Raw genomic sequence first — 26,610 nt, 5'->3', positions numbered from 1 at the left:
CGCTGCGCTGCGCGCGACCTCCCTTATTCGAATCCCAAATTAAACGTTCTGAAATTACGGGCGTGACGGGATTCGAACCCCACTCGGACGTGCTCGCTACGCTGCGCGCGACCTCCCTTATTCGAATCCCAAATTAAACGTTCTGAAATTACGGGCGTGACGGGATTCGAACCCGCGATCGAGAGGTTAGGAACCTCTCGCCCTGTCCGCTAGGCCACACGCCCTACACCGAATACATTCAAGTACAGGTAAAAACGATTGCGGAAAAATCGCAGCGTTCCCGATTCTCCAGAGGGCGCAGCGGGTTATCGGCGGGAGCGTTCTCGATTGGTGTCGGTGTTCCCCCAACCGCCACCGGAGTTCTGCTGGCCGCCACCACGGTCTTGCTGGCTTCCACCACGGCCCGGTTGATTTCCGCCACGATTGGGCTGGTTACCACCGGAGTTGGGCTGATTGCTACCGCCACGTTGGCCAGTATTAGCCTGCTCAAAGCCGCCCTGGCTTCCGAACGAGTCCTCAGATTCAAACTCCTCGTCGTTCGAGTCGAAGGAGTCGTCAGGATCGGGCTCATTGTTGCCGCCACGCATCTCGCTGAGTTCCTCCTCAATCTCCTCTCGACCTTTCTTGAACTCACCCATCGCCTGCCCGCTGGAGCGTGCGAGTTTCGGAAGCTTGTTAGCCCCGAACAGCAGGACGACGATCAGCAGGATGACGATCATCTCCGGCCCGCCGGGGAGCCCCGGGAACAGGGGTACTAAGCTGGTTGGCATCACTACTACAGAATTGTGAATTCCGAACTATAGGCCTTTTGCTCGGCTTCTTCAGCCACCCATACTTACAGATTCGACGACGAGAGGTATTTACTGTTGTCAGTTCTAGCGGTTAGTGATGCCTGCAACTGGCGATACGGCACCCGATTTTACGGCACCGCTTGCAAACGGCGACGTCGATTCGTTCACGCTCTCCGAGGAGCTCTCCGATGGTCCACTCGTGCTTGCGTTCTTCCCAGGAGCGTTCACCAGCGTCTGCTCGCACGAAATGTCCACCTTCGATGACCAACTCGGTAAAATCGCCGAGAATGGCGCGACGCTGTACGGTGTCAGCGTCGATTCGCCATTCGCGCTCAACGCGTTCCGCGACGAGCTCGGAATCGATTTCGATCTCATTAGCGACGCCGAAAAATCGCTGATCGAGGAGTACGATGTGTCGATGGATTTCGACGCGCTGGGCGTCTACGATGTGGCAAAACGAGCCGTCTTCGTCATCGACTCCGATGGCGAAATCACGTTCACCTGGGTCAGTGATGATCCCGGCGTCGAACCGGAGTACGAGGAAGTTATCGAAGCCGTCAACGCCGCCAACTAGGGACACTCCCTCCGCGATATTTTATTTGCTCACGCAACGCAGCCGGTAGTATGGATGACGATGTGCTGGACGATGGCGGTCACACGTACAATCCCGACGGTGAACACGCGTTTCCGTCACACCGGGTCAACGAAATCCTCAGATTCGTCGAGGACGACTCAGAGATCACCGCGTATCTCGAAGCACAGAACGTCAATCCAGTTGCGCGCAAAGGCTACAACGATCACGGAGCCACGCACGTGAACATTGTGAAAAATCGAGCGCTGTCCCTGTTCAATCTGCTCAAAGCCGGCGGCATCGGGTTCAATGGCGCGCGCGAGCAAGGACTCGAAGAGGCCGACGAGCCAGTGATCATCGCGCTGGCGGCGATCTTACACGATGTTGGACACGTCGTCCATCGAGACCGCCATCCGTATTATTCGGTGCCGATCGCGGCCGACATTCTCGATCGCATCCTGCCGGAGTTTTACGACACTGCTGAACGCGTGCGCGTGAAAAGCGAAATACTGCATGCGATTATCTGCCATCACACGCCCGAACAACCACTGACGCGCGAGGCTGGCGTGGTCCGCGTCGCCGACGCGCTGGATATGGAACGTGGACGCTCGCGCATGCCCTACGAGCGCGGTGGTCGTGGGATCGACACCCTCTCGAGTCAAGCGATCACCAATGTGGCGTTGCGAACGGGTGAAGAACAGCCGGTGCTCGTCGAGATCACCATGTCCGACGCCGCCGGCGTCTATCAGGTGGATGAACTGCTAAAGGCAAAGCTCGATGATTCGCGCATCGAGGAGTTCATTCGGATCGTAGCGGTGAACACCCGTGAAGACGATTTACTCGAACGGATTGAGCTGTAAACCAACCTTTTTTCCAGGAGGGGTGAGCTCCGCTCACCCCTCCAGCAAAAAAGGTTGATGAAAAAAGGCCGCGAGCTTCGCTCGCGGTGCGATACTCTGGAACAGCACCGCGAAAATTCGTTCCCGATTTGTCCGTCTATTAGATCGCTATTGGAGAGAGTGAACTAGATGGGGAACCGTCCAAACTGGCTCCCGCGGACATCGAGATCTCCTTGTGATCACTGCTTCGTTAGTGCAATTCGGTAGTATGGCGACTCCGCCTGGAATCGGTCGTGGACACTCCAGTCGGTGCCGATCGTCGCTTCCGCGACGCGCTCGGGACTGAACAGCCGGAACAGCAGTGGTTTCCCCCGTTCGCTTTCGTATTCGAACTGCATTGTTCGGTGGGCAAGCCCCGGCGTCGGATCCGCTCGGTAGCCAGGCAGTTCGGTCACGTCTGGGTGCGTTGGGTCGAACGAATCCAAGATCGCAGTCGCGTTCTCGGTGGTGATCCGTGCCAGGTCACCCAGAAACGCACGCAAACCGTCCATCGATGCGGTGAGGTTCACCTGCGTTCCGATTACGAGTGCAGTGGCGAACCGATCGCGCTCGAACGCGCTGGGCAGGTCGAACATATCCGCCTGGCGGGCGTCGTGGACGCCACGCTCGCGCATGGCACTGATCAGCGGCGCATCCGACTCGATAGCGACCGACGCAAAGCGGTCCTGGAAAAAGAGCGTATGACGACCAACGCCTGCGCCAACATCTAGCATCGGTCCGGAGGAGACGTGCTCGCATAGCCAGTCGTCCTCGGGATCGTCGGGGGTGAACGGCTGGAGATAGAGCGATTCAAGCTGTTCGTGTTCGGATCGATCTGCACCCCAGCATTCGTACAGCGGTGCGTCACGGTCGCCGGCAACCTCGTCAGCCAGCGCGCGAGAAAATCGTGTTGCCATACAGCAAACTACCACATCGCAATTGTAATAAATCCATAATGAATGTCGGTACCAGGGGACAAGACTGGGTCGATTGATCAGTACCACTCACTCGATCGGTTCCGCAGTCCGTGGCGGCAACTGCGACGTACGGAGTTGTCGAGCGGCGTGGGTCAGTCCAGTGGGCGTGCAAAATCGACTTGCTTCTCTCGAAAGCCTGCGTTGGTGTAGAACCGTCTCGCATCCTCGTTGGCCCACTCACAGGAAACTGTGAGGAGATCGCAATCGCGATTGCGGGCCATCTCCGTAACCCGTTCGACGACTGCGCTGCCGTGGCCACGGTTCCGGTAGCCGTCGTCGAGGGCAAGGTTCACGATCCGGAGATAATGGGAGTACTCCCGCGACGGGTGGTATCCCTCACGGAGCGTCACAAAACCGATGGTTTCGGTTTCGTGGACGATGCGGTAGTCAGTGATCGCCTCGTCGGTGAGATGGGTTCGAAAGCCATCTATCGAGATGTCCGCGCGCTGATCGGAAGCAAGTTCGTTCAAGTCATCGTACGCTTCCATCGCTGTGGCGAGTGCGTACCATCGGTCGGCGAGTTCCGCAAGATCATCTTCAGTAGCTTCGACGAGTTTCATACTAGCAGCTCCCGGCGCGCAGTCTTGTGTCCTTTCTCGCATAAAATCTGTTGCTCAAACAGTCTTTCACAATTATTCCTACATAACGTTATAACCGATCGGGAAGGCATAGCAACACGAGGGCACAGCGACAGCATACAGATATTGCGCATTCGTGTTGAATGCGCCGGGTGCTGAAACCACCCGACGCTGGGCTCTCAACGAGCTGATCACCCATGCAATGGGAGAACACAGACGCACGTAATTGTACCGGCTCGATGAACTACTACAGCCACAGCTGTGTCGTCTGTCGTCGCCAGCTTCGCGGACATCGTGACCACCATCTGTGCTGTCCGCTGTGGGGGCGACGATGACGCTTCCCCTATTTCTATTCAGGGACGAAGATCGCAACTGCGTGAACCTTTCCACTGTGGATTCACGCGACGAACTCTCGGAGGCTGAGCTCTATCACGTGGTGGATATCGGCCAGAGAGCCTGGTGTCGACCGTGTCAATCAACCGGCTGTCCACACGCCACCAGAATCGAGCAGATCCTCACAATGGCTGATCTCGCGAGCGAACGGACGAGCTACGAGCATTTGCCTGGGATTGAGCGAATCACGCGCTATCGCGCAACGGGAGAAACCGTCGTGGCCGCGACGTTCGATACAGGTGCAAAAGTCCGCTACCATGAAACGCGAACCGGCGAAATTCATCAGCTGACATTCCCCGCTGCAGATCAGAAATCACCGCTCGAAACGATCGACCGGCCAGGCTGTGCGAGTGCGGCTGATGGGATGATCGATCTGCTTGACTCGTATGGTCGCTATCGCAGCCTCGGCTGTCCGACCGGGCTCGAGGATCAGCATCCTGCAGTAGCCCGAATCACGACCGAGTAGGACGGGAAAAAGGCTTGACTTCCCCTCTGGGGCACAGTCATCTTGGCACTGTCCTCGACCGCTTCGAGGATGATGGTCACCTGCGTCCCTAAACCCGCCGGAAGACCCCATTCTGGAACGGCTCATCGCGGAGAAGACGGCTTTCTCGATCGAGACCGGCAACAAATCGACCTGTTTCGGGCTGACCTGATTCCTGGGAATGACTGGGCTGATGACCGCCGAGAGCGTGGGGCGATCTACTAGGCTCCGTCAAGCTCCTCGGCCAACCCGACGATGATGCCTTCGGGGCCGCGCACGAAGCAGAGGCGGTACACGTCTTCGTACTGGGCGATTTCTCCCACGAGTTCGACTTCGTGGGAGCGGAGGCGATCGAGGACTTCGTCGATGTCGTCGACGGCGAACATGATGCGGCGGATCCCCAGGGAGTTCACCGCCGGTTTTTCAGATCCGTCGTGGGTGGCCTCGGGCGTGATGAACTTCGAGAGCTCGACGCGGCTGTGGCCATCGGGGGTCCGCATCGTGGCGATGTCGCACTGGACGTTCTCAAGGCCGACGACGCGATCCACCCACCCTCCCTCGACGCGCGTCTCGCCCTCCAACTGCATGCCAAGCTCCGTGAAAAACGCCTTCGCCGCTTCGAGGTCCTCGACCACGATGAGGACGTTGTCCATTCGCTTGATCGTCATAGTCCGAGAAGAGCAGGTGAGTGGTGCGTAAATAGGCTTTGCTGGCGAGGGAAACGTGCGTGGAGTTTGCTATCTGTACTGACATCACCGGACATCGGTTGCGACGACCACTCGAACAAGTCACCGGTTGGATCGACCGCCGGATTTGGCATGGCCCAAAGACGGAAACGAACCGGACGAGCAACGACGCTTTGTCCTGGTTTTCGAGAGCAAATCGTACACAACCGTCCGAATCGAGACGATGCCGATTCATGTGTAGAATTTCGAAATTGTAACAGATACCGATCTGGAAACGGCCACCTAATCACCGATTACGCTCGCCTATCCCCATGTTTGTTATCACGGTCCGCCCATAACTGTATGAGGACCAATGGACCGTCGGATCCTCTTTTCGCTCCCAGTAGTGTGTGGTGTACTGTATCCACTCTTGTTGCTCACAATCCACCTTGAGGGCAGCCTCCCGGGGATGGACGTGCTTCGCGTACCGCTGGGACTGCTCGCGCTGGGCGTCCTCCCTGGCTACGCACTCCTGGTCCTGCTTGAACTCGACGACCGACCACTGGGACGCGTTGGACTGTATAGCCTCACCGCAAGCCAGGTACTGATGGTATCCGGTGCAATCATCCTCAACCAGCTCGGCTGGCTGGGAGTTGATCGACCACTCACCCCGCTGTCGATCGTGACTACGACCGGTCTGCTCACCGCGGTGTTTCTGTCGATCCACTACTACCGCCAGAAAGAAATTCACCAGTTTACCGCCCCAGAGATTCCATCCACACGAGTACTGCTCGGAACTGGATTGCTCACGCTGGTAGTGCTCGCTGCCGGCGTACTCACGCGCATCGGGCCGACGTGGCTCCTTTCGGGGGTGTTGTGCGTGATCGCCGTGCTTCCAATGGTCCTGCTGTGGGCCGACACCGACCGACTCACCGGCTACGGAATCTGGGCGATCGCCGCGGCCGTTTTGCTCCAGATGACGCTCATCTCGAATCACATCTGGGGATTCGACATCCACTTTGAGTTCCACGCCGCACGAGAAATCCTCCGCGGAGGCCACTGGAACCCGACAATGGAGTCGGCGAGCAACTCCCTGGTCATGGTAACGCTTTTGGGAGCGAACTACGCCACCGTGACAGGACTCGAACTGGTCTGGGTGTATAAACTACTCGTGCCGATCATGGTGGCACTGCTCCCGGTGGGAATCTGGTATATCGTCCGGGCAACCACCAGCGATCGCCGGATCGCAACCCTGGCACCGTTCGCGCTGGTATTCTACTACGGCTTTTTCAAAGACATGCCCGACAAACAGCTGCTGGGGGGACTCTACGCGACACTATTGCTCGTCGTCTTACTCGACGACGGACTGTCTCGCAGAGACCAGATCCTGCTCGGACTCGTCATGGGATTCGGACTCGTTGGAAGCCACTACGGCGTGAGCCTGCTGTTTGGGGCGTTTCTCGGTGCCACACTGCTCGCCAGAATGATCCTCGATCGAACGAAGCTGCTTGAGGAGCAGCCGATCGCAACGCGTGTGAGTCGCCCCTGGATCGTTATCTCGCTCATCGTCCTCTGGATTGGCTGGTACGGGATAACCGCCGACGGAGTCAATCTCGAACGCGTCGTCAGTGCGGGACTGGTGTTGCTGGAATCATTGCCCCTCCCCGCCTCCGATCGGAGCGGTGCGGACTACGCAACCACCGGCTTTGGCTCGCCGGTGTGGGTGGTGTACAAGCTGCTGTATTTCGTGCTGGTCGGGCTGATCGGCGTCGGATTACTGCGCTCGCTGCTCGACAGCTGGTTCGATCGCCAGACCGTTGCCACCGAATACGTCTTGCTCTCATGTGGCGTCTTTGGCTTTCTCGGTGCGTCCGTCGTGTTCACGTTCGGAATGGGCTTCGACCGAACGCTGCAGATCGCGCTGTTCGTCCTCGGCCCGTTCGCCGTCATCGGCGCTAGAACAGCCATCGAACTCATTAGTGAAATCGCACATCGCGTGCGACCACAGTATAGCAATCGATGGGGACCAGAAACCGGCGATCAGCTGTTTGCTGTCGTGCTTGCCGTTCTGTTCGTCTTTAGCTCTGGTGTCGCGTTCACCGCCACGGGAGCGCCGGTTCCACCGTACAACCTGAATCTGAACGAAAGCGCCGGGTGGCCGGCCTACACCGACGCAGAAGTCTCCGCCACGCGCTGGCTCGAAGATCACACCGATCCCAGCGACACGGTGGCCGTCATCAACGAATGGGAGCACATCAAAAGCCGCGATGGACTGCTCGTTAGCGAAGTCGTTCCTGTCCACGAGATCGAACCAATCTGGCTCGAACGAGAGCGACTCACCACCGACGCATACGTCTACGTGAGTCACAAACCCATGCGAACACTCGAAAGCGACTCCGACTACATCGATCCGACCAATACAACCATCCACGAGAATCAGCTCGCCAACGCATCCGTGGTCTACGAAAATGAACGAGTGACGATCTACCACGTCCAGTCCTGATCTGTAACCCGACCGTACTCACAGATTGTCTCGAATCATCCAGCCATCAGGCAAATCGAGCATCTGTGAGCCGAATTCTTTGCTGAGAATATTATCGGTGAACGCACACGATTGGTACGCGCCGTCTCCCTCGGCGAGTACGCCACGGGGAGTGCCAGCGTCGGTATACATCGTGTTGCCGCGTATCTGGATTGCCCGCAGATCGTTACCATCTGCGACACACCGCACACCGGCCTTGAACTCACCACGGAAATCGTTGTCCTTGATCTGGATGCTAGCACAGTCGACACCAGAATGGGCACGAATGGCAATGTGAGCTCTATCCGGGTGAGAAACGTAACTGTCACAGCCACTCACTGCCGTGAATTTCGATCGGTCGATCTGGATCGACGTGCCGCGCTGTTTGGCATTGTGATACAGCTTCGCGTTCGTAATCCTCCAGGCGTTGCCGCGGGCCCTGATCGCCGGTCCATCGTTATGGCCGAACCAGTTCGTATCTACCCGAACAACGCCAACCGCAGGATGTGCCTCTCGATTTGACCCACCGCGGATACCGTCGCCACGATTATTGATGAACTGACACTGGTTGACGTAATTGTCATCCGTGCTGGCCTCCGAGCCGGCGAGCCAAAGGCCGTTTTCGGGGCTGTTCCGGAAAAAACAGTTCTGGAACCGGCTGTTCCAGAACGCACCGTACACGAGCGTCCCCGTGTCGTTTGTGTCGCTGTTTCCCTCGAACGTGATGTCACGCACACAACAGGACATCACATTGCGGCTCGCAGGTGTGGGTGTCGTGAGCAAATCCGTGTTGGCACCGGGTGCGAGCTTGAGTATGGTTGCGTTTGGCCCGGAACCAACGATACTCACACCGTTTTCTAAGACGAGATCGCTCCCCTCATAGGTTCCTGGTGCGAGTCGAATCAGCACGTTCGGAGCGTGCTGATCGATGATTGTCTGCATCGCCTCGAACCCATCATCTGGGGTGAGATAGAACTCACCCGGTTCACGAATACCATCGGTGACCGATATCGACAGCCATCGGTTTCCATCTGAGAGCGTTCGCTCTGTTGGACGACTGTTATCAGGATCAGTCACCTCCCAGATCGTTCCTTTGGCCTCTGAGGCAGGCGGTCGTTCAGTCTTCGGTCCAACGTAGTAGTTGGGTGAGATCTGATACACAGTATCGAGTGTCATGAGCGCAGTCTGTTCGACCCCAAACCGACCGATATCAGTATCAAACGACCCGGCAGCGAACACGCCCGCACCCGAAACGAGCGCGAGATACGTCCGCCGATCTATCGACATCGACGGTGAGGTCATACTGGTTCACCTAACAGTCTCAGTCGAAATGGGTATTGACTCATTATACGCGATTGCAACGGAGTAGCCATCAGTAAACGATCGTTTCGTACAGTGATTTTGCGAGTTCCATCAGCTTTCCCGACGTGATGAGATAGCGAGGAACGGGGGTGGCACCGTACTGGCTTTTGTAGTACGCCAGCGATTCGAGATTTCCATTGCCGAAATCGTATCTGGCGATCGAATCGAGAACAGGATCGGTCACGATATCCGTGATTGCCTGCCAATGAAGGCGTTCGTTGATGCCACTGCCGGTCGATTCCGATCGTGTCCCACCGAGCAAGCAGTAGGCGTCGTCGTTCGAGTAGACGACGAGCAGCCCACTCCGAAAGTCACCGTTTGCATCCTCGCCGACGTAAACACGTATCCGATCACCGAGTGACCGAACGAGATCCCGGATATATGGCCATTTGACTGGAAAGTCATCGCCCTGCTCGTCACGACGCCGTTCGTGCGCTTTATACACTCGCCGCGCGTCGGTCACCCCTCCCGTAGAAACCCGCAGTCCCGACGACTCGGCGTCTCGGATCGCCCGGCGCGTCTCTCGACTGAACGAGCGTTGCAATTGATCAAGCGTGACCGAATCGAGCGAAAGCCGGTATGTGAATCTCGTGGAGACATCAAAGTCTGCCCATTCGTACGGTCGAGGGTCGGTGTAGGAGGGATGACACGCCAACCCGACGATCGTCGACCGTCGTGATGCCCCAAGTTGCTCTAAGAGCCCCTCCGTGAACCGCCGATTGACCCGTTCTTGCATGCGCTGTTTCGGGCTTGCAGGAAACACGATGGGACCGAGCTGTGGGATCGCAAACCCGGGCGGTGGCGACACCTGTGCCGTCACGACCGGCCCATCAATCTCAACCACAGGACAGAGCCCAATCGGCTGTTCGCCCTTGAATCCACCATACAGACGAAGAGAACCGGGCGTGTGATCGCCGAGAACACGGAGCGCTTCCGGAGTATGAGCCCATCCGAATCCAGAAGCCGGCAACGCAGCTTCCCACTCGCCAAAATTGACAGTTTCAATATGCATGATAACCCACAGATATATTATCGATTATAGCTATTTAGGTACGATTCCTATCCACATATCACTATCGGAAGTTATGGACAGTTCATTCGATTCACTGCCGCTAAATCGTTCTTCCCGCAAATAGTTTTTAATACTTCATAAATAAAATTAATAATCAATAATTAATAAATTATTTCTCTATTATCCTGTTAAAACAGTCTAATTGGTGCATACACGGAGAAAGTCTGATGGGCTGGAAAGGATAATGTTGAATTTGACACACCTAACCCCTTGATATTTACCACCAATTACCGATAATTCCCTCGCATGAAGATCGATGACTGGCAGAGTAGATGACGCCCACGTAGAGGAACCGATCGACGGAAGTCGAACGGCGACCGCCGGGCCACACCGCGGAGCCGTTCGTCCGTCTGTCCGGCACATCGGGACGGACGCTGGGCGGTCCGAATCCGATGAGCCAGTAGAACTGGAATCAGAAGCACTGGCTGAGATTATCCAGTGTCAGTGTCTAGTTGCAATTCCAGCGTACAACGAAGCAGAATCGATCGAGCGGGTAGTGGAGGGAGCTATCAAGCACGCCGATCAGGTCGTCGTCATCGACGATGGAAGCGATGATGACACCGCAGACCGGGCCCAATCGTGTGGCGCGGCCGTGATCGAGCACCGACAGAATCTTGGCTACGGTGCCGCCCTGAAAACGGCGTTTGAAGCGGCAGTGACGGCTGGCGTGTCACAGCTCGTCCTCATCGATGGCGACGGGCAACACGATCCAGCCGATATTCCGCGGCTTACGAACGCGCTCGATCAGTCGAATGCAGAGTTCGTGATCGGGAGTCGATTCCTGGACTCTAACCACCACACTGTGCCGTGGTCCCGGCGACTGGGGCTACGAATCATCAATGGTCTTACGAACCTGAGTATGGGAGTGATTCGCTCCGAATCGCGAGTGAGCGACACGCAGAGCGGATACCGGGCATTCGACCGGGAGATGATTCGTTCGCTCGCTTATGACCGATCGATCGGCAATCGGATGGACGCGAGCACGGATATCCTGTATCACGCTCACCACCACAGCTACGAGATCGAGGAGATTTCGGTCTCAATGAGTTACGCCGTCTCGAACGCCAACACGATCCACCCGGTTCGTCACGCGATCGTCCTGATACGAAACATTCTGAAAACGGTCGAACGTGAGCGGCCACTGTCCGCTCTCGGACTGCCCGGGATGGTCCTCTGTGTGTTTGGGCTTACAGCGGGCTACTGGACCGTCTCGAACTACGTCGAGTCGGGGACGTTCCCGTTCGGGCACGGCCTGCTGACGGCCATCTGTCTGGTACTCGGCGTGTTCGCCTGCTTTACCGCCATCGTGTTGCATGCGCTCAGCACGTACTTCCCACCCGACACCACCCCACGGAGGGTCAGATGAGTTCGGCCCCCACGAATGTTCTCTCATTCGATGTCGAACACTGGTACTCGGCCACGCTAGTTCGTGATTCGGTGTCCGATCCAACCGATCATCTCACAGAATCCGTCGAGAGCGTGCTCTCGATACTGGCCGACTATGACGTACAGGCCACCTTTTTCGTCGTTGGGCAGGTGGCAGAGCGCTATCCGGAGCTGATCGCACGTATTGATCGGGCGGGCCACGAAATTGGCTCGCACGGTCACACCCACCAGCCGCTGTTCGACCTCTCGAAAGCGTCATTTCGAGAGGAGATCGCAGCATCGACTGCGGCAATCAGGACGGCAACGGGAACACAGCCGATCGGCTTTCGAGCACCGAATTTCTCGGTGACACCGAAAACGAGGTGGGCGATCGAAGTGCTCAATGAGGCAGGCTATCGATACGATTCCAGCGTATTTCCGGTCCGGACACCGATGTATGGCGTCAATGGAGTGCCACTTGAACCGTACCGACTCGATCCAGCCCGTCCATTCGAACAGGGGACAGTCAACAGTCCGCTCGTTGAACTGCCACTCGCCGTTGCCCACCCGAAACTCAGGGTTCCCATCGCCGGTGGATTCTACGCACGGCTGCTCCCGAGGCGACTGCTCGTTGCAGGAATCCGACGGCTGAACGCCCGTGGGATTCCAGCAACGCTCTATTTCCATCCCTGGGAATTCAACCCGGCCGTCACCACCGACGAACCAGGGCTCCACAAGCGGTTTGTCAGCTTTCACGGCATCGATGGGCTCTCTGCAACGCTCAGGACGCTTCTCGAGACGTTTTCGTTCACGACGGCTGCATCGGTTGCCAGAGCACAACCGGGCGGACAGTCCGATACGGCAGAAGGCGATCAGACGATCACGAACGCGAGGAGGACCGAATGAGCAAAAACGAGACCCTCACCCTCGAACCAATCGCAGCCACTGACAGCGACTGGGCCGCATTCGTCGCCGACCACGAGGACGCCACCGTCTTTCACACCCCGGAGTGGTTCTCTGCGATCGAAGCGACCTTCGGCTACGAACCGAAACATCTCGTCTGCAGAGGTCCAGACGGGAAAATCACCGGGCTAGTGCCTGGCGTCACCGTGCGAGATGGGCTTGGGAAAAGCATCGTCGTTCCGTTTGCCGAGTATGGCTTTCCACTTCTCACCGATGGGGTTGATCCAGTTGCGTTCCTTGAGGCCATCACCGAACGCGGTGGCACCCGGATCATCAAAGACGCCTCCTGGAGCTCCGTTCGGGGCTACAACAGCGCCGGATTCGGTGGCACCGAGACGGGCACGGCGATACGACTCGGACTCACCTCGTCGTTTGATGCGCTGTGGCACGAGCGATTCGACAAAGACGTTCGCCGCTGTGTGCGAACCGCACGCGCAAACGGCGTGACCGTTACGCCAGGGACCGTCGACACGTTTTATCCGCTCTATCTCGCGACGATGGAACGTCTCGGCAGTCCACAATTTCCACCAGAGCTGTTTTCAGCGTTCAGAAACGAGCTCGGAGACGCAGCCACGATTCTCATCGCCAGGCTTGAAGAGCAGCCCATCGCTGGCGTCTTTTGTTACGAATACGGCGATACGACCACGATCTGGACGCCAGCCTCGCTCGCTGCTCACTGGGAGCACCGGCCAAATCACCTCCTCTACCTCGAAGCGATCAAACGGGCGTGTTCGGCCGGCAGATCGATCGTCGATTTTGGCCGCTCACGACCAGGATCGAGCGTTCACGAGTTTAAAGCACAGTTTGGCGGAACGCCGGCTGATCTCGTGAGCCTCGTCGCACCACCACACCGGGCCGGCCGAGCGTCGCTCGATGCGTACGGCCGCATTGGCTCGATCACCCCGTATTTCGCACCGATTCTGACCAATTCCACCATCGGACCTGCCCTCAAACGATATCTCCATGAATGACACCATCATCGTCGGACTGTTTGCAGTGATTGCGCTCCTCGCCACGTCGCTCTACTGGCGGCGTCGCGAACGTATCGTTCGCGAGGGGCTCACCACCAGCCAGACGTTTGACGCCCGCGAGCGCACGGCAGATTCGCCCGAAACCCGCCAGGCAGCCACTGCCGCCGCACGGACGCTGAACTGTTCCGTTTCGGAACTTCCAGCTCGTGTCCAGGCGATCGACGACGAGCGCAGATCCTTACGAAACGAGATCGACACTGTGAGAGAACACTGGGCCGCCCAATGGTGGCACACGGTCGCTCCCGACGACGATACGGACGATCGGCCGTCCGTGGTTCACGCCACGCTAACGAAAGGCGATCACGACGACGTGACAGTACTCGCAAAGCAAGCAATGGACGAACCAGTGATCGCCATCCTGGTCGGCGGTGCTGACGCTTCGCTTGGGGTCGCCGTCGGTCAGGAGCTCACGGATCACTACAGCGCAAGCGACATTGCACGCGAAATCACCGACCATGCAGGCGGTGGTGCCGGTGGAACAGACCAGCTCGCCACTGGCGGAACCGGTGCGGACAACATCAACGAACTAGAGGTTGTCTGTCACACGGTTGGGGACGAGCTCACTGACAGGGCGGTACAGACACAACCGCGTGGCGTTCACAAATGAGTCAGTCCACACACAGACAGCTGGCGGCGGTCATCGCAAACCGGCTTGGCGTTGCGAGCGCGATCTGGCGACTCGATGCGCTCGTACGAAAGCTCCAGATCGCCGCACGCAGTGGAACGCGGCGCGTGACGGTCGACGACGTGACGGCGACGTTCGATCTCTCAACCCGGATGGAGTATCGACGTGCCAGCGATCTCTGTGGCGAGCGAGCCGTCATTCGGCGGCTGCTCTCGACGCTTGAGGGCGACGAAACCGTCTGGGACGTTGGTGCCTGTGTCGGCACCTACGCCTGCTTTCTCACGGAGAAACTTGCTGACGGCCGCCTCGTTGCATTCGAACCCGAACCCACGAATCGAGACCGGCTGACGGTGAATCTCGAACGGAATGGACCCACACAGAACCATCAGATTCTGCCGGTCGCGCTGTGGGACAAAAATGAATCGCTATTTCTCGATTCGGAATACGTTGAGGCCGGCGTCGGCCATCACTTTCTCGCAACCGATGGAACTGCTATCCAGATCGAGACTCGTCGGGGAGACTCGCTCGTCCAGGCTGGCGACGTATCCGCACCCGACGTGATGAAAATTGACGTGCAAGGAGCAGAGCTCGCCGTGTTACGTGGCTGTGGTGATCTGCTGGAGGACATCCACACCTGTGTCGTCGAAATCCACCCCACAAAGCTCCAGCGCTACGACGCCACTCCAAACGAGGTGGAATCACTGCTTCGTGGGGCTGGCTTTTCACTGGTCAACTGCGGCGAACCAACCAACGGACGAGGATCCGTGTATCTCTGTTTCGCCCAGAAATAACCAGATGCGGCAGCTATAGTGAACGGATCAACATCTCATAATAATATGAAAACCGGTAATTTCAAGCAATGACTACACGGATAAACGGACAGATGAAAGACACCACTGTCGAGAGAAACGCCGTACTGCTTCCAATCAATCACTCGGGAAGCAGTCTCTCGTGTCTTCGGTCCCTCCATAGCCACGGCGTTCGGACGGTTGCCGTTTCGGAGCATGTGACCTGTCCCGGATTGGTCTCCAGATTCTGTGACGAGCAGATGGTCGTACCATCGCCGTACGAGGACCTGCTCGCGTATAAGGACGCACTGCTTGCTGGTGCCCGTCGTCCGAGCGTCGCAACAATTATCCCACACCGAGAGATGGACAGCTATCTCCTCGCGAAATACCACGACGAATTCGCCCAGCACGTAACACCGCTGTGGCCGACGTTTGAGCAGGTGCAGACCGTACAAGACAGTCTGGCAATGGCAGATGCCGCACAGGATGCAGGTGTTCCAACGCCGAACACCTGGTCGTTCGATGCCGTGCCGGACTGGGATCGGCCATTGATCGTCAAACCACGGTATGCGTTTCTCACGGGCGGCCACGTCGATTCACTGGATGATGACGACTGCATCGGGAAGATGGAACCGATCTATCTCGAACGTGGTGAACGGCCCACTCTCGCGGACATCCAACAACGGATGCATCCTGCAGGGGTGGAGATCTCGGATCATATTCCGGTCGTTCAAGAGCGCGTCGATCACACGGCGAGAGAGTATGGCTTTCGGGGGCTCTGTGATCGCGGCCAGACGACGCTGACCTGTCAGAAGCGCCAAATACGGGGGACAAGCTACGCAGGCGGGGCTAGCGTCTACCGGAAAACGATGGCAGATGAGAAAATTGACGAGTACAGTCGCCAGCTCCTGTCTCATCTCGACTGGCACGGTCTCGCCTCAGTCCAGTATCTCTACGACCCGGCGTTGGACAACTACGTGTTCACGGAGATCAACCCACGGGTCTGGGCCTCTCTAGAGATGGACGTGTGTGCGGGCGCGAACTTTCCCGTGGCACACTGGCAGCTCGCGACGACAGGCGAGCAGGCGATCGAGACGGGTTACACGGTTGATACCGGAAATCATCTCCTGTTCGGGGAGCTCCAGTATCTGTTGAGTATCGTCCGCGAGGAGTATCCTGATATCGAACCGCCATCCCTCCAGTCGGCGGTAATTGCGGTCGCACGCTCCTGTGTCACCGATCCCCATTTCGATTTCGTCCGACTTGACGATCCCCGCCCGTTGCTCACTGCCATCCGAAACCAGCTGCCGGTCGGCTCTCGGGATGACACGCTCGTCGCGGGCGAATGAGTCACTTGGACACCTGTGAGCCCACAAAGCGCAAGATGATCGTCCGTACCTCGCCGATCAGTGTCCACAGGGCGACAGCGTACACTACTCCGCCGACCGTGACGTACGTTGTCGTCATGAGAGGATCCGTCGCGGGACTGAAGGTGAGGATCGTACCGACCAGCACCACACCCATAACGCCGGCTGCAACCACTTCCCGACCGATTGTCTTGAACGGAATCGAGTACGACAGGAGCGACCGACTGTACCGATAAGAGAGCCCAAACTTGAGAATCATTGCCGACATCGTCGCAATAGCCCCACCCGTCCAGCCGATCGCCCAGATTGCGAGAACATTCAGACCAAGATTGCAGAGAATGAACAAACTGTTCGTTCGGAACGTGAGATCCGGACGATCAAGAGCGTTGATCAATTTACTCAGAATCACCTCGTAGCTGTGAAACACACGGGCTACGATCAACAACGTCATCACGGTGCCACCAACCCGATATACAGGGCCAAACAGGCCGAGCAAGGACGGTGCGAGCAGCGCTCCCCCGACGGCACCCGGAATTGCGAGCACACCAGTGAACGCGAGTGACCGTTCGAGCAGTTCCGTAACACGATCGCGGGCACCATCTGCCGCGAGTTCGCTGACGTTTGCAAAGAGCGTCGAGCCGATCGCAGATGCGAGCAAAAAGAGCACGCCGGTTGCTCGCCAGGCAAGCTCGTACACGCCGATCAACTCCGGCGTGACAAACAGACCCAGCACGAGCGTGTCCGTCCAGACCCACATTTGAGTTGTCATCGCTCCAATCCAGCCAAACTTCGCGTACTCGAACAGACTCCAGAAATGTCGTTTCGATGGTCTGGCCGGCCGAAGCGACGTAAGCGCCAGACCGCCAGCCAATGCGGCGATCTGTCCGATCAGATAGCCAAGAAACACGCCCTCAACGCCAAACCCGCTGGAGATGAGCACGACCCAGGAGAGCAGATGAACGATGCCGTAAAGAAACTGGACGAGCCCAGCTCTCGCGACCCGTTTCTGTCCGATGAGTCCGGATTCGAGCACGCGACGGAGGAGATAACAGCCAGCACCAGCGATAATGTAGTGTGCAATGTCGTATCCGACGTACGCCTCGATCGTCCCACTGAGACCATAGACGGTCACTGCGATCGGAACGAACAGCGCAACTCGAACGAGAATGGTGGCCGTGAAATACGCCCCCTGGTCGGTACCCTCGCTGATTCGCTTTTTGGCGGCTTCGTTCATCCCAACGTTGGTGACGATATCGACGACTCGAACGAGCGCAGCAAACAACGAGAACACGCCAAGTACCCACGCACTCGTTGCCCAGGCCAGATAGAACGTTCCGGCAAACACCGTCACAGACAGGCCGATGCGCGTCGCAAACGTCCCGATCGACGATCGTAGTATGCGGCGATAGCTCATTCCAATTCTGTGTACAGTCTATGAAAGGGTCGGAGAGATTGAGAGCTGACACGACACCCTGTACAGGTGACCGGACTGGGGGGACTCTTACCCATCATTGTATCGAACAGCATCGGTGAAGATAAATGCAAACATGATGGTGCCGGTTCGGAAAGTAACAGCTCACGAGAGATAGCCAAGGTCAGCGAGTTTCTCCTCTAGCGCTTCGTCGCTCGCGTCGAACGACCGATCGGACGCACGAGTGAACTGTTCTGGTACGGCGGCTCTCGCGGCGTCAGCCGTCACGGTGGGGCTACCATAACTGTGTTCTGAACGGAGATACGTTCGTGCGAGTCCAGCCAGCGTTTCGAATGACGCATTCGGTCGCCAGACGGGGGCCTGCGTTCCGCGGAGCAGCTTATGTGCCAGATACGCACAGCGCAGGAGACGAGACCGGCGCTGGAACACGTGACCGCCTCCACGATCCCAGACGCCTGTCGCCGCGTAGGCCGTGATCGGGATAGTCGTATCGCGCACTGTAATGGGTTTGTATGCCCACGCATCACACCGGACGGTGCGATCGGTCCCTGGTGTGGCCGTCCAGAGCTGCTGGCCATCGCACTCATCTGGTACCGACCGTCCCTGTGCAGCGAGCGCGGTGGGAGCAACGTCAGTGCCCGAAACGAGGCCAGGATACTCGTGATCTGTCGGCAGACCAGCACCCATAAACGTGACTGGAATCTCGACGAGTTCTGGACACATCGGATCAACGTGACCAAACTGACCACCGTATGTGGACTCACCCAGGACCTGGCCGTGATCCGAGGTGTAGATCACGAGCGTCTCTTCAAGCAGACCTGACGACTGGAGATAGTCGTAGACGGGGTCGAATCGATCGGCCGAGTTGACACAGTCGTCTTGATAGCGCTCGCAAAGCGTCATCGGATCGTTTGTCGCCGCGAAGAATTCACGCGTAGAGTCCCAGACGGTGTTGTCGACCCCGTAGGGCGCATGCGGGCCAACGTCGTGAATGAAATGAACGAACGGCGGTTCTAACTCGTCGATCGTGCGCTCTTCAGTGAGATGGTTCCAGCGAAGTGGTGGCTTGGCTGACGAATCGTCCATCAACCAGACGGTTTCGGCGTTGAAGCCGACATCCACCGCTGCCTCGTCGAACAGGGCCGGTCGACTGGCGAGACGGTCGTCTTGAAACCGCCAGACTTTGTGGGTTGCTGGATACTTCCCGCTCGTGATCGAAGGAAGTGCGTTGGCCGTGAAGGTGCTTGGGGCGATCGCTCGTGCCGTTATGCCTCGCCGACGAATCTGTTCGGGGACCGAATCGTATCGGAGTGCGTCGGAGACGAAAATGACGACGTTCTCGACCGAATCGGTAGCGGCGAGCGACGACAGTGCTCGTGGCTGCTCTGGCGACGCGGAGTCCATACGATGACTTTCCGCTCGACCTACTCAGCTATTAATTCGTTCGACACGCCCAACGACTCACTAGAGGTCGTACGGCGTTCGAATCGCTCGATCGCCGCGGCGTACGCATCGAGGTGTTGTCGGGCGATCGACTCCCAGGAGTGTCTGTCTGCCTGCTCAGAGCTACGCTCTGCCATCGACGATCGCAACTCATCATCAGAGAGCATTTCGAGTATCGCTTCGGCGAGCGCGTCGGGATCGTTGGGTTCAACGACGCGACCGGCTCCGGCGTCACCGACCAGCCGAGGAAAGTCACCGATCGAGGTTGAAACGACTGGCTTGCCAAAGGCATGCGCCGTCGAGAGGGCTCCACTGTGTCCTTTCGTGCCGTCTGTCGCCGCCGGCCGATACGGAAGAGCAACGAGCGTCGCGCGTGTGAAAAATTCCCCTACATCATCGTTCGGAATAAAGTAATTGTGCACCTCGAACCGATCGGGATTTGAGTCGATGATTGATTGCGTTTGGTCTGAGAATTCGCCATCTCCACAGATCACCAGCGTGAGCTCCGGAACCGACTCCGCAGCAAGCGTGATCGCCTCAGCAAGCACATCCAGCCCTTTGCCCGGAAAAATATTGCCGAAAAACAACACGGTGGCAGACTCTTCGGGCTGAGGAGTGTAGGGCTGGTCGGTGAAAAAGTCGTATGCACCGTGTGGAATAACATCGATCGTCTGTGGGCGGCCAAACCGACGACCGAACGCTCGCTGCTGGGCCTCGGAGTGGACGATCAACCGGTCGTGGTCCACATCTGGTATCACACGGTCAAGCGCCGATTCGACCGTGGCAAACGGATCACCGAGCGAGAATATCGGCGGTGGAACCTCGTGATACGTTACGACGAACGGAAACTCTCGATCGATCCCGTGGAGCTTGGTAAATAGTTTCACCTGGGGGAAAAAGTCGGTTGGATCGTGGACCACATCAGGATCGAACTCGCGTATCCGGTCGATGTTTCGATAGGAGTATAGCGCTCGCACATTCTCCAGCACGTCGAAGTTGCCGCCATAGAGGTCCGGAATCGAGAGTGTCATGTTCTCGAACGCGGACACCGTTTCGACGGTGTCGGAAAACAACGTATCAGCGGTCGTATCGGTCGGTTTGAACACTGCCACCTCGGCGTGCTCGCTCACGGCGTTCGCCAGCTCAGCCGCATAATGAGGTAGTCCACCCTGGTTCTGTGAAAGGACGTAGGCAACCCGCATACGTGCCGTGCTACGTCCACGTGTGATAAAAGAGGAGCCGGTCGTTCATCCGATCTACACACTCTACCGGGTGATTACGGCACAGTAATCGGTCGTTCGAGATCGTTGGTGGAGTGCATAGCTATGTAGTCCCACTCACAAACAACCTGCACCCACAACTGAGGTGTGGCCGCTATCCAAATGATCGAACGCACCGGACGCCTGTATCAGCTCGTGATCCTCACATTCCCGGGACTACGCCCGCACGCCACCAAGCGCAACGTACTTGTCGTTTTGTTCGTTGGATTTATTCTGGGAATGATTGTTGCCGGAGTGGGGTCTGTCGTCGGGACCCTGCTGTGAGATCACCGAAGCGATACCAATACGGTGTCGTCACGGTATCGCTCGAGTATCGCAGAACAACCCAGGATCACCAGAAACGAAACGGTCCATGTCGGCACCGACAGCATCCCAAACACCGATATGTCGAGACTCGACAATCCAGCAACACAGAGTCCGAGAACGCCAAGTAAGAGATAGTACGTCGACCACGTCACATCGTCCGCAGAAACAACCTCCATGTACACCGTTACCTGCTCGAAACCTGCTGCCGGCGACACGAGCTTTCGATCGACGTTGTACGAAACGATCCCCATTTCGTCGAGTTTGGGGAGATGCGTCTGGTGAAGCGAATTGTACACGCTCTCTCGGATGTTTCGCGGTGGAGGGTCTTCGCCCGTTTCGAGCGCCGCAAGGCGTTCTGAAAGCTCTCGGAGCGGAACGGGCTGATTTCGACCGTGAAGATGCTCTAGCACGCGCGTTCGTCGCTCGTTTCTGAGCACATCGTGGATGTCAAACTTCGTGAGACTGTCCGCCCGCGACGATTCGGTCACTTCGACGGCATCACTGATCGCCATGCCCGATCACCCGACAATGACAATTCAATAGTATTTCTTTGAACACAGGGCTGGCAATCATCAATTCGACAACTGATGTATAGGTTCGGTTTGGGACTTCCCATCCAGAAATTGTCGGCAATCACAGCTATTACCTGCATTATACTGTAACGAACGTGGGCTGGAATCACAGGGTTGTGGAGTATCTGATAACAACATAATTTCAGAATGACATGTTTTATCCATTTCGTATGGGTAGAATTGCATATCATAATAATAAGTTTTGTGGCCTGATGGCATCCTTTGATTCGAATTCGTATGATAAGACAATAACTCTATTGGCCATTATAATTAATAATTCAGTTAATAGAAAAATATTTTATTCCATCTTTTTGCGCCGGGAAATCGTTTGTATTCAGTTCGAACCGAACATCGTTATACGGCCTGAGTTCTTCAGTTCGAACATGCTTGATCCGGCAACACTCGACGTAACGATCGTCGATGGCTACGTCGACGAGCCGGCCCACTTTGGCGTTCCACCGTACATTTCGACGTATCCCCGGTATACCGCTGGTGCACTGATCGATGCTGGTGTCCCCAAAGAACAGATCACCTATCTCACGATTGATGCACTCCGTGACGATCAGTCACACTGGGCGGCCGTCGAATCCGCCGACCTGTTCGTGTACATCGGCGGAATGACGGTTCCTGGAAGCTACGTCGGTGGCACGCCGGCCGAACCCGAAGAAGTTCGGCGGCTGGCGTGGGCCGCAAACGGGACGACGCTTGTCGGCGGGCCGGTTCGTTTCGGCGTGGGTGAGGAGAATGCAGGCGCCACAGAAACTGAACGCGACGATCTCGACTACGATTTCGTCGCAAAGGGCGACATTGAGGCTGCTGCCCATGATCTCGTCGCGTCCGGGCTCGAAGGGTTTGGCAATCGGATGCGTGACACCGAAGAAGTGACCCGCTGGGCACGCAACGGCGCGTTTGTCGTCGAACAGCATCCGAACCATCCCGAGTATCTCATCGCCGAGCTCGAAACCGGACGGGGATGTCCGTACCGCTGTTCGTTCTGCACCGAGCCACTGTACGGAACGCCAACGTTCAGACCCCCTGAAACGGTCATTAGTGAGGTTGAGGCGCTCGTCGAGTGTGGGGTCACGAATGTGCGACTTGGACGGCAGGCAGACATTCTCGCCTACGGCGGAGACGGCGAACGGCCAAACCCCGACGCGCTCGAAACGCTCTACGGCGGCATCGACGCCGCGATTCCGGACGACAGCCCACGGACGATCCATCTGGACAACATGAATCCGATTACGATCGTCGAGTGGCCAGAGCTGGCACGCGAGGGCATTCGAATCATCGCAACGCACAACACGCCCGGCGACACCGCGGCGTTCGGACTGGAGAGCGCGGATCCCCGTGTTCAAGAGCAGAACAACCTCAACGTCTCCGCCCAGGAGTGTTTCGAAGCGGTACGGATCGTCAACGAGGCAGCCGGCTGGCGACCCGAAGACGACACTCACGGACCGTCTCGACTGCCGAAGCTGTTGCCGGGAATCAATCTACTCCACGGACTGAAGGGTGAGCGGGCAGAAACTTACGACCACAACCTTGAGTTCCTCCAGCGCGTGTACGACGCCGGCCTGATGGTCCGACGAGTGAATATCCGACAGGTGATGTCGTTCGATGGCACCGAGATGAGCGACACCGGCGCGTCAATCGCCCGCGAGCACAAACAACAGTTCAAGAGCTACAAACGGGAGGTGCGCGAGACGATCGACAACCCGATGTTACAACGCGTCGCGCCCGTTGGGACGGTCCTTCCCGATCTTCATCTCGAGTATCACAAGGACGGGAAAACGTTCGGTAGACAGCTTGGAACGTATCCACTGCTCGTGGCTGTGCCTGGGAAACGAGAGCTCGGGAAAACGATCGACGTGGCTGTCACCGGCCATGGATATCGATCCGTGAGCGGCGTGGAGTTTCCCCTCGATCCCAATTCAGCGAGCTTAGACGAGCTGACAGCCGTTCCTGGCGTTGGACAGCGCCGTGCTGGTGACATCGTCGTGAATCGACCGTACGCCTCGCTCGGAGAGCTCCCACACGAGACGGGTGGCGATCTCGATCCATTCACCATTGCTCCCATGGAGTAGGTAGAACTCGTTCACAGCGTGAACTACTATTCGATACGTATTCTCAGAAGAGAACGGATACGGAATGCCTTTATCGATGGCTGTTGCACAACTGTCTAATGAGTGTAGCGGTCAGTGTCGTCCTTCCAGCGTATAATGAGGAAGGGACCATCGAAGAGACAGTCCAAACCTCACTCGACACGCTGGCCTCGTTTCTTCCCGACGGAAGCTACGAGGTGATCGTGGCCGAAGACGGCTGTGACGACGCAACCCCCGAGATCGCTGACCGAATGGCGGCGGCGAATGACCGTGTCAGACACGTTCACAGCGAGCAACGGCTCGGTCGTGGTCGAGCGCTTGAATACGCCTTTCGGAGAGCCAACGGTGACACCCTTGTCTACTATGACACGGATCTCGCCACGGATATGTCACACCTCGAAGAGCTCGTCGAGAGCGTCAGATCGGGCGAGTACGACGTGGCCACGGGCTCACGGTGGCTTCCGGGGGCAGTAGTTGACCGACCCATCAAACGGAGCGTTCCGAGTCGCGGATTCAACGGTCTCGTTCGGCTGTTGCTTGGCTCCGAACTCAAAGATCATCAGTGTGGATTCAAGGCGTTCGATCGAACCGTCCTCTTATCGTTGCTCGATGACATCGAGGACGAACACTGGTTCTGGGACACCGAACTGCTGGTGACTGCACAAAAACGCGGTCACCGGATCAAGGAGTTTCCCGTCGAATGGGAACCCGTCGGTGACACCAAAGTGGACCTCGTCCGTGATGTTTTCGGGATGGGAAGCCAGATCTTGCGGTGCTGGTGGGCGTTTTCCGTCCAACCACGGATCAGTCGCCCGGTGACGATTGCCGGTGGTGTGGTGATGGTTGCGCTGGCGCTGTTTTTGATGAACCACTACATCGATTTCGAGGAGGCGTTCGCACACATTCAGGGCGCAGACCCACTGCTGCTCGGCATCGCCAGTGCCGTGTATCTCTGTTCCTGGCCGCTGCGAGGGATTAGATATCGTGACATCCTCGCAGAGCAGGGCTACACCGAAGATGCCTGGTTTCTGACTGGTGCGGTGTTTATCAGTCAAACGGGAAATCTGGTGATTCCAGCCAGAATCGGTGACGCGGTCCGTGCGTACGTGCTGAAAATGCGCCGGAACATCCCCTACACCTCCGGGTTTGCCTCGCTTGCTATCGAGCGCGTCTTCGATCTGTTGACTATCACGGCACTCTCTGGTATCGTGTTCGCAACGCTGGCGATGACGAGCATCGACGTTGGCAAGCTGTTTTCGGCCACTGCTGGCTCGGGAGCCCAGGAGGGACACACCGCGCTGGTTGTCGCAGCCGGCGTGGCAGTCGCTGCGGTCGTCGTCACTATCGGAATCGTTCTCAGCGCGCGCGCCGAGACGAACATCGGACGCACCCTGATCACGCGGCTGAGTTCGGACAGTTACGCCGACTACATGGCGAGTATGTTCGAACGATTTGCCGGTGACATTCAGACGGTGACGAACTCACCCCGGTCGTTTTTGAAGGTGGGTGTCTCTAGCACCGCAATCTGGGTGCTCGATGTGGTGACCGCGCTGTTGGTGTTCGGGGCCTTTGGCATCGAAACCGTCTCGTTCGTCACGTTCGTCTCGGTGGGCTTTTTCGCCGTCTGTGTTGGCAACCTCTCGAAGGTGCTTCCGCTCTCGCCCAACGGCGTCGGCTTATACGAGGCAGCGTTTGCCTTCATCGTGACGGTGTTCACGCCGGTACCAGGATCGATGGCGCTCGCGGCCGCCGTCGTCGATCACTTCATCAAAAACGTAGCGACCATGGCCGGTGGCGTGATTTCGACGTGGGTGCTGAACGTGTCGCTGACGACCGCCGTCCAGGAGAGCCGCGAGATTCAGGCGAGCGAATCGGACTGAACTGGTTAAAAATTATCCACCGAATAAACTCCAAACGTCCCGAACGGAGTTTCTTCTGCAGGGAGTGTATAACCCATACAAAGGATACCGGAACGGTTAAGAAGGTTTCGACCGAACATAAAAAATACTAAGCGGACATCCGGGGGTATGGGGAGTGGTTTATCCCGGATAGCACCCGCCCTCACCATGAGTGATTCGAACACACGAATCCGAGAACGCACAGAGGAACAGGAGACGGAGGACACCGGAGAGAAAGTAGACTGTCCCGAGTGTGGCGGCAAGCTGGCAACGGACAGCGAACACGGCGAGACGGTCTGTATCGAGTGTGGCCTGGTCGTCGAGACTGACGAGATCGACCGCGGTCCGGAGTGGCGAGCGTTCGACGCGACAGAAAAGGACAAGAAATCGCGTGTCGGGGCGCCAACCACGAACATGATGCACGACAAGGGGTTGTCAACCAACATCGACTGGCGGGATAAAGACGCCTACGGCAACTCGCTTGGCTCACGACAGCGTGCGAAGATGCAACGGCTGCGAAAGTGGAACGAACGCTTTCGGACGCGCGACTCCAAAGAGCGCAACCTAAAGCAGGCACTCGGTGAGATCGACCGAATGAGCTCTGCGCTTGGCCTCCCAGAAACGGTTCGGGAGACCGCAAGTGTCATCTATCGGCGAGCACTCGATGAGAACCTTCTCCCGGGACGATCGATCGAGGGCGTGGCAACCTCTGCGGTGTACGCCGCCGCTCGACAGGCAGGTGTTCCACGGAGTCTCGACGAAATATCAGATGTCTCACGCGTTGAGAAAAGCGAGATCGCTCGGACCTATCGATACGTGGTCAGAGAACTCGGCCTGGAAGTGAAACCAGCCGATCCCGAGAGTTACGTCCCACGATTTGCCTCCTCGCTCGGACTCTCCGACGAAGCAGAAAACCGTGCTCGACAGCTGTTGCGAAGCGCAAAAGAACAGGGCGTTCACTCGGGAAAAAGCCCCGTTGGGCTGGCTGCAGCCGCCGTCTACGCCGCTGCACTGCTCACGAACGAAAAGACCACCCAGGCTGCCGTCAGCGAAGTAGCAGACATATCAGAGGTCACTATCCGCAACCGCTATCACGAACTGCTCGAAGCCGAACAGGATCTCCCAGCCTGACTGTTTCGTCTCGAAGAA

General features: G+C 57.4%; 23 protein-coding genes, 1 tRNA gene and 1 pseudogene. 14 read left to right on the top strand and 11 right to left on the bottom strand.

Features of this window, described 5'->3' with window-relative positions; all coding sequences use genetic code 11:
• Positions 1–151 precede the first annotated feature (151 nt).
• Both JXQ78_RS12130 and tatA read right to left on the bottom strand, forming a co-directional pair.
• Positions 152–224: transfer RNA gene (locus tag JXQ78_RS12130), tRNA-Arg, on the bottom strand.
• A gap of 359 nt (positions 225–583) precedes the next feature.
• Positions 584–770 (bottom strand): annotated as a pseudogene (tatA, locus tag JXQ78_RS12125) (twin-arginine translocase TatA/TatE family subunit); the annotation flags it as partial.
• Positions 771–888: 118 nt separating this feature from the next.
• On the opposite strand from tatA, the gene JXQ78_RS12120 reads away from it, so the two are divergent.
• A complete protein-coding gene (locus JXQ78_RS12120; protein WP_330631027.1) occupies positions 889–1,365 on the top strand; it encodes a redoxin domain-containing protein in 477 nt (158 codons plus the stop codon).
• 50 nt (positions 1,366–1,415) lie between these two features.
• Positions 1,416–2,222: an HD domain-containing protein gene (locus tag JXQ78_RS12115; RefSeq protein WP_330631026.1), complete on the top strand. Its 807-nt coding sequence runs from the start codon at positions 1,416–1,418 to the stop codon at positions 2,220–2,222.
• 218 nt (positions 2,223–2,440) lie between these two features.
• Here JXQ78_RS12115 and JXQ78_RS12110 read toward each other — a convergent pair whose 3' ends face one another.
• Complete coding sequence (locus tag JXQ78_RS12110; protein WP_330631025.1) at positions 2,441–3,157, bottom strand: class I SAM-dependent methyltransferase; 717 nt, start codon at positions 3,155–3,157, stop codon at positions 2,441–2,443.
• Positions 3,158–3,309: 152 nt separating this feature from the next.
• Positions 3,310–3,777 (bottom strand): GNAT family N-acetyltransferase, encoded by a 468-nt coding sequence (locus JXQ78_RS12105; protein ID WP_330631024.1) that lies wholly within the window; start codon positions 3,775–3,777, stop codon positions 3,310–3,312.
• A 349-nt stretch (positions 3,778–4,126) separates the two neighbouring features.
• On the opposite strand from JXQ78_RS12105, the gene JXQ78_RS12100 reads away from it, so the two are divergent.
• Entirely contained in the window at positions 4,127–4,654 is a 528-nt protein-coding gene (locus tag JXQ78_RS12100; RefSeq protein WP_330631023.1) for a hypothetical protein, read from the top strand.
• Positions 4,655–4,893: 239 nt separating this feature from the next.
• On the opposite strand, the gene JXQ78_RS12095 is transcribed toward JXQ78_RS12100, so the two are convergent.
• Positions 4,894–5,340: a VOC family protein gene (locus JXQ78_RS12095; RefSeq protein ID WP_330631022.1), complete on the bottom strand. Its 447-nt coding sequence runs from the start codon at positions 5,338–5,340 to the stop codon at positions 4,894–4,896.
• A 370-nt stretch (positions 5,341–5,710) separates the two neighbouring features.
• Here JXQ78_RS12095 and JXQ78_RS12090 point away from each other — a divergent pair, with 370 nt between their 5' ends.
• Positions 5,711–7,840 (top strand): DUF2206 domain-containing protein, encoded by a 2,130-nt coding sequence (locus tag JXQ78_RS12090; protein WP_330631021.1) that lies wholly within the window; start codon positions 5,711–5,713, stop codon positions 7,838–7,840.
• 18 nt (positions 7,841–7,858) lie between these two features.
• Here the strand turns inward: JXQ78_RS12090 and JXQ78_RS12085 are convergent, their stop codons facing one another.
• Together JXQ78_RS12085 and JXQ78_RS12080 are read right to left on the bottom strand one after the other, a co-directional pair.
• Positions 7,859–9,160 (bottom strand): pectate lyase family protein, encoded by a 1,302-nt coding sequence (locus JXQ78_RS12085; RefSeq protein WP_330631020.1) that lies wholly within the window; start codon positions 9,158–9,160, stop codon positions 7,859–7,861.
• A gap of 70 nt (positions 9,161–9,230) precedes the next feature.
• Positions 9,231–10,232, bottom strand: a complete 1,002-nt coding sequence (locus tag JXQ78_RS12080) for a GNAT family N-acetyltransferase (RefSeq protein WP_330631019.1) — start codon at positions 10,230–10,232, stop codon at positions 9,231–9,233.
• A gap of 316 nt (positions 10,233–10,548) precedes the next feature.
• Here JXQ78_RS12080 and JXQ78_RS12075 point away from each other — a divergent pair, with 316 nt between their 5' ends.
• The 6 genes from JXQ78_RS12075 (at position 10,549) to JXQ78_RS12050 (ending at position 16,413) form a co-directional block, all read left to right on the top strand.
• Positions 10,549–11,658 (top strand): glycosyltransferase family 2 protein, encoded by a 1,110-nt coding sequence (locus tag JXQ78_RS12075; protein WP_330631018.1) that lies wholly within the window; start codon positions 10,549–10,551, stop codon positions 11,656–11,658.
• A complete protein-coding gene (locus JXQ78_RS12070; RefSeq protein ID WP_330631017.1) occupies positions 11,655–12,563 on the top strand; it encodes a polysaccharide deacetylase family protein in 909 nt (302 codons plus the stop codon). Before JXQ78_RS12075 ends, JXQ78_RS12070 begins: the two co-directional genes overlap by 4 nt.
• Positions 12,560–13,591, top strand: a complete 1,032-nt coding sequence (locus tag JXQ78_RS12065) for a lipid II:glycine glycyltransferase FemX (RefSeq protein ID WP_330631016.1) — start codon at positions 12,560–12,562, stop codon at positions 13,589–13,591. The genes JXQ78_RS12070 and JXQ78_RS12065 overlap by 4 nt, the downstream gene beginning before the upstream one ends.
• Positions 13,584–14,258 carry a DHH family phosphoesterase gene (locus tag JXQ78_RS12060; RefSeq protein WP_330631015.1) on the top strand — a complete coding sequence of 225 codons (675 nt, stop codon included), beginning with the start codon at positions 13,584–13,586 and terminating at the stop codon, positions 14,256–14,258. The genes JXQ78_RS12065 and JXQ78_RS12060 overlap by 8 nt, the downstream gene beginning before the upstream one ends.
• Positions 14,255–15,067 carry an FkbM family methyltransferase gene (locus JXQ78_RS12055; protein ID WP_330631014.1) on the top strand — a complete coding sequence of 271 codons (813 nt, stop codon included), beginning with the start codon at positions 14,255–14,257 and terminating at the stop codon, positions 15,065–15,067. Before JXQ78_RS12060 ends, JXQ78_RS12055 begins: the two co-directional genes overlap by 4 nt.
• A 68-nt stretch (positions 15,068–15,135) precedes the next feature.
• Positions 15,136–16,413 carry a carboxylate--amine ligase gene (locus tag JXQ78_RS12050; RefSeq protein WP_330631013.1) on the top strand — a complete coding sequence of 426 codons (1,278 nt, stop codon included), beginning with the start codon at positions 15,136–15,138 and terminating at the stop codon, positions 16,411–16,413.
• Position 16,414: 1 nt separating this feature from the next.
• Here JXQ78_RS12050 and JXQ78_RS12045 read toward each other — a convergent pair whose 3' ends face one another.
• The 3 genes from JXQ78_RS12045 to JXQ78_RS12035 all read right to left on the bottom strand — a co-directional run bounded on the left by JXQ78_RS12045 (position 16,415) and on the right by JXQ78_RS12035 (position 20,508).
• Positions 16,415–17,845 (bottom strand): lipopolysaccharide biosynthesis protein, encoded by a 1,431-nt coding sequence (locus JXQ78_RS12045; RefSeq protein ID WP_330631012.1) that lies wholly within the window; start codon positions 17,843–17,845, stop codon positions 16,415–16,417.
• A 162-nt stretch (positions 17,846–18,007) separates the two neighbouring features.
• Positions 18,008–19,267, bottom strand: coding sequence for a sulfatase-like hydrolase/transferase (locus JXQ78_RS12040; protein WP_330631011.1), 1,260 nt, complete (start codon positions 19,265–19,267; stop codon positions 18,008–18,010).
• 20 nt (positions 19,268–19,287) lie between these two features.
• The gene (locus JXQ78_RS12035) at positions 19,288–20,508 is read right to left on the bottom strand and encodes a glycosyltransferase family 4 protein (protein ID WP_330631010.1); all 1,221 of its coding nucleotides are present in this window, start codon (positions 20,506–20,508) and stop codon (positions 19,288–19,290) included.
• Between the two features lie 180 nt (positions 20,509–20,688).
• On the opposite strand from JXQ78_RS12035, the gene JXQ78_RS12030 reads away from it, so the two are divergent.
• On the top strand, positions 20,689–20,850 hold the full coding sequence (locus JXQ78_RS12030) for a hypothetical protein (protein ID WP_330631009.1): 162 nt from the start codon (positions 20,689–20,691) through the stop codon (positions 20,848–20,850).
• 2 nt (positions 20,851–20,852) lie between these two features.
• On the opposite strand, the gene JXQ78_RS12025 is transcribed toward JXQ78_RS12030, so the two are convergent.
• On the bottom strand, positions 20,853–21,404 hold the full coding sequence (locus JXQ78_RS12025) for a DUF7344 domain-containing protein (protein ID WP_330631008.1): 552 nt from the start codon (positions 21,402–21,404) through the stop codon (positions 20,853–20,855).
• A gap of 443 nt (positions 21,405–21,847) precedes the next feature.
• Here JXQ78_RS12025 and JXQ78_RS12020 point away from each other — a divergent pair, with 443 nt between their 5' ends.
• The 3 genes from JXQ78_RS12020 to JXQ78_RS12010 all read left to right on the top strand — a co-directional run bounded on the left by JXQ78_RS12020 (position 21,848) and on the right by JXQ78_RS12010 (position 26,592).
• Positions 21,848–23,545, top strand: coding sequence for a radical SAM protein (locus tag JXQ78_RS12020; protein ID WP_330631007.1), 1,698 nt, complete (start codon positions 21,848–21,850; stop codon positions 23,543–23,545).
• Positions 23,546–23,643: 98 nt separating this feature from the next.
• Entirely contained in the window at positions 23,644–25,443 is a 1,800-nt protein-coding gene (locus tag JXQ78_RS12015; protein WP_330631006.1) for a flippase-like domain-containing protein, read from the top strand.
• A gap of 186 nt (positions 25,444–25,629) precedes the next feature.
• Positions 25,630–26,592 carry a transcription initiation factor IIB gene (locus JXQ78_RS12010; protein WP_330631005.1) on the top strand — a complete coding sequence of 321 codons (963 nt, stop codon included), beginning with the start codon at positions 25,630–25,632 and terminating at the stop codon, positions 26,590–26,592.
• The last annotated feature ends 18 nt before the right edge of the window (positions 26,593–26,610 follow it).

Source organism: Halocatena halophila (assembly GCA_027563145.1).
GTDB lineage: Archaea > Halobacteriota > Halobacteria > Halobacteriales > Haloarculaceae > Halocatena > Halocatena halophila.
Note: the sequence above shows the minus strand (reverse complement) of the source record. Positions and strands in the feature narration are given on the sequence as shown.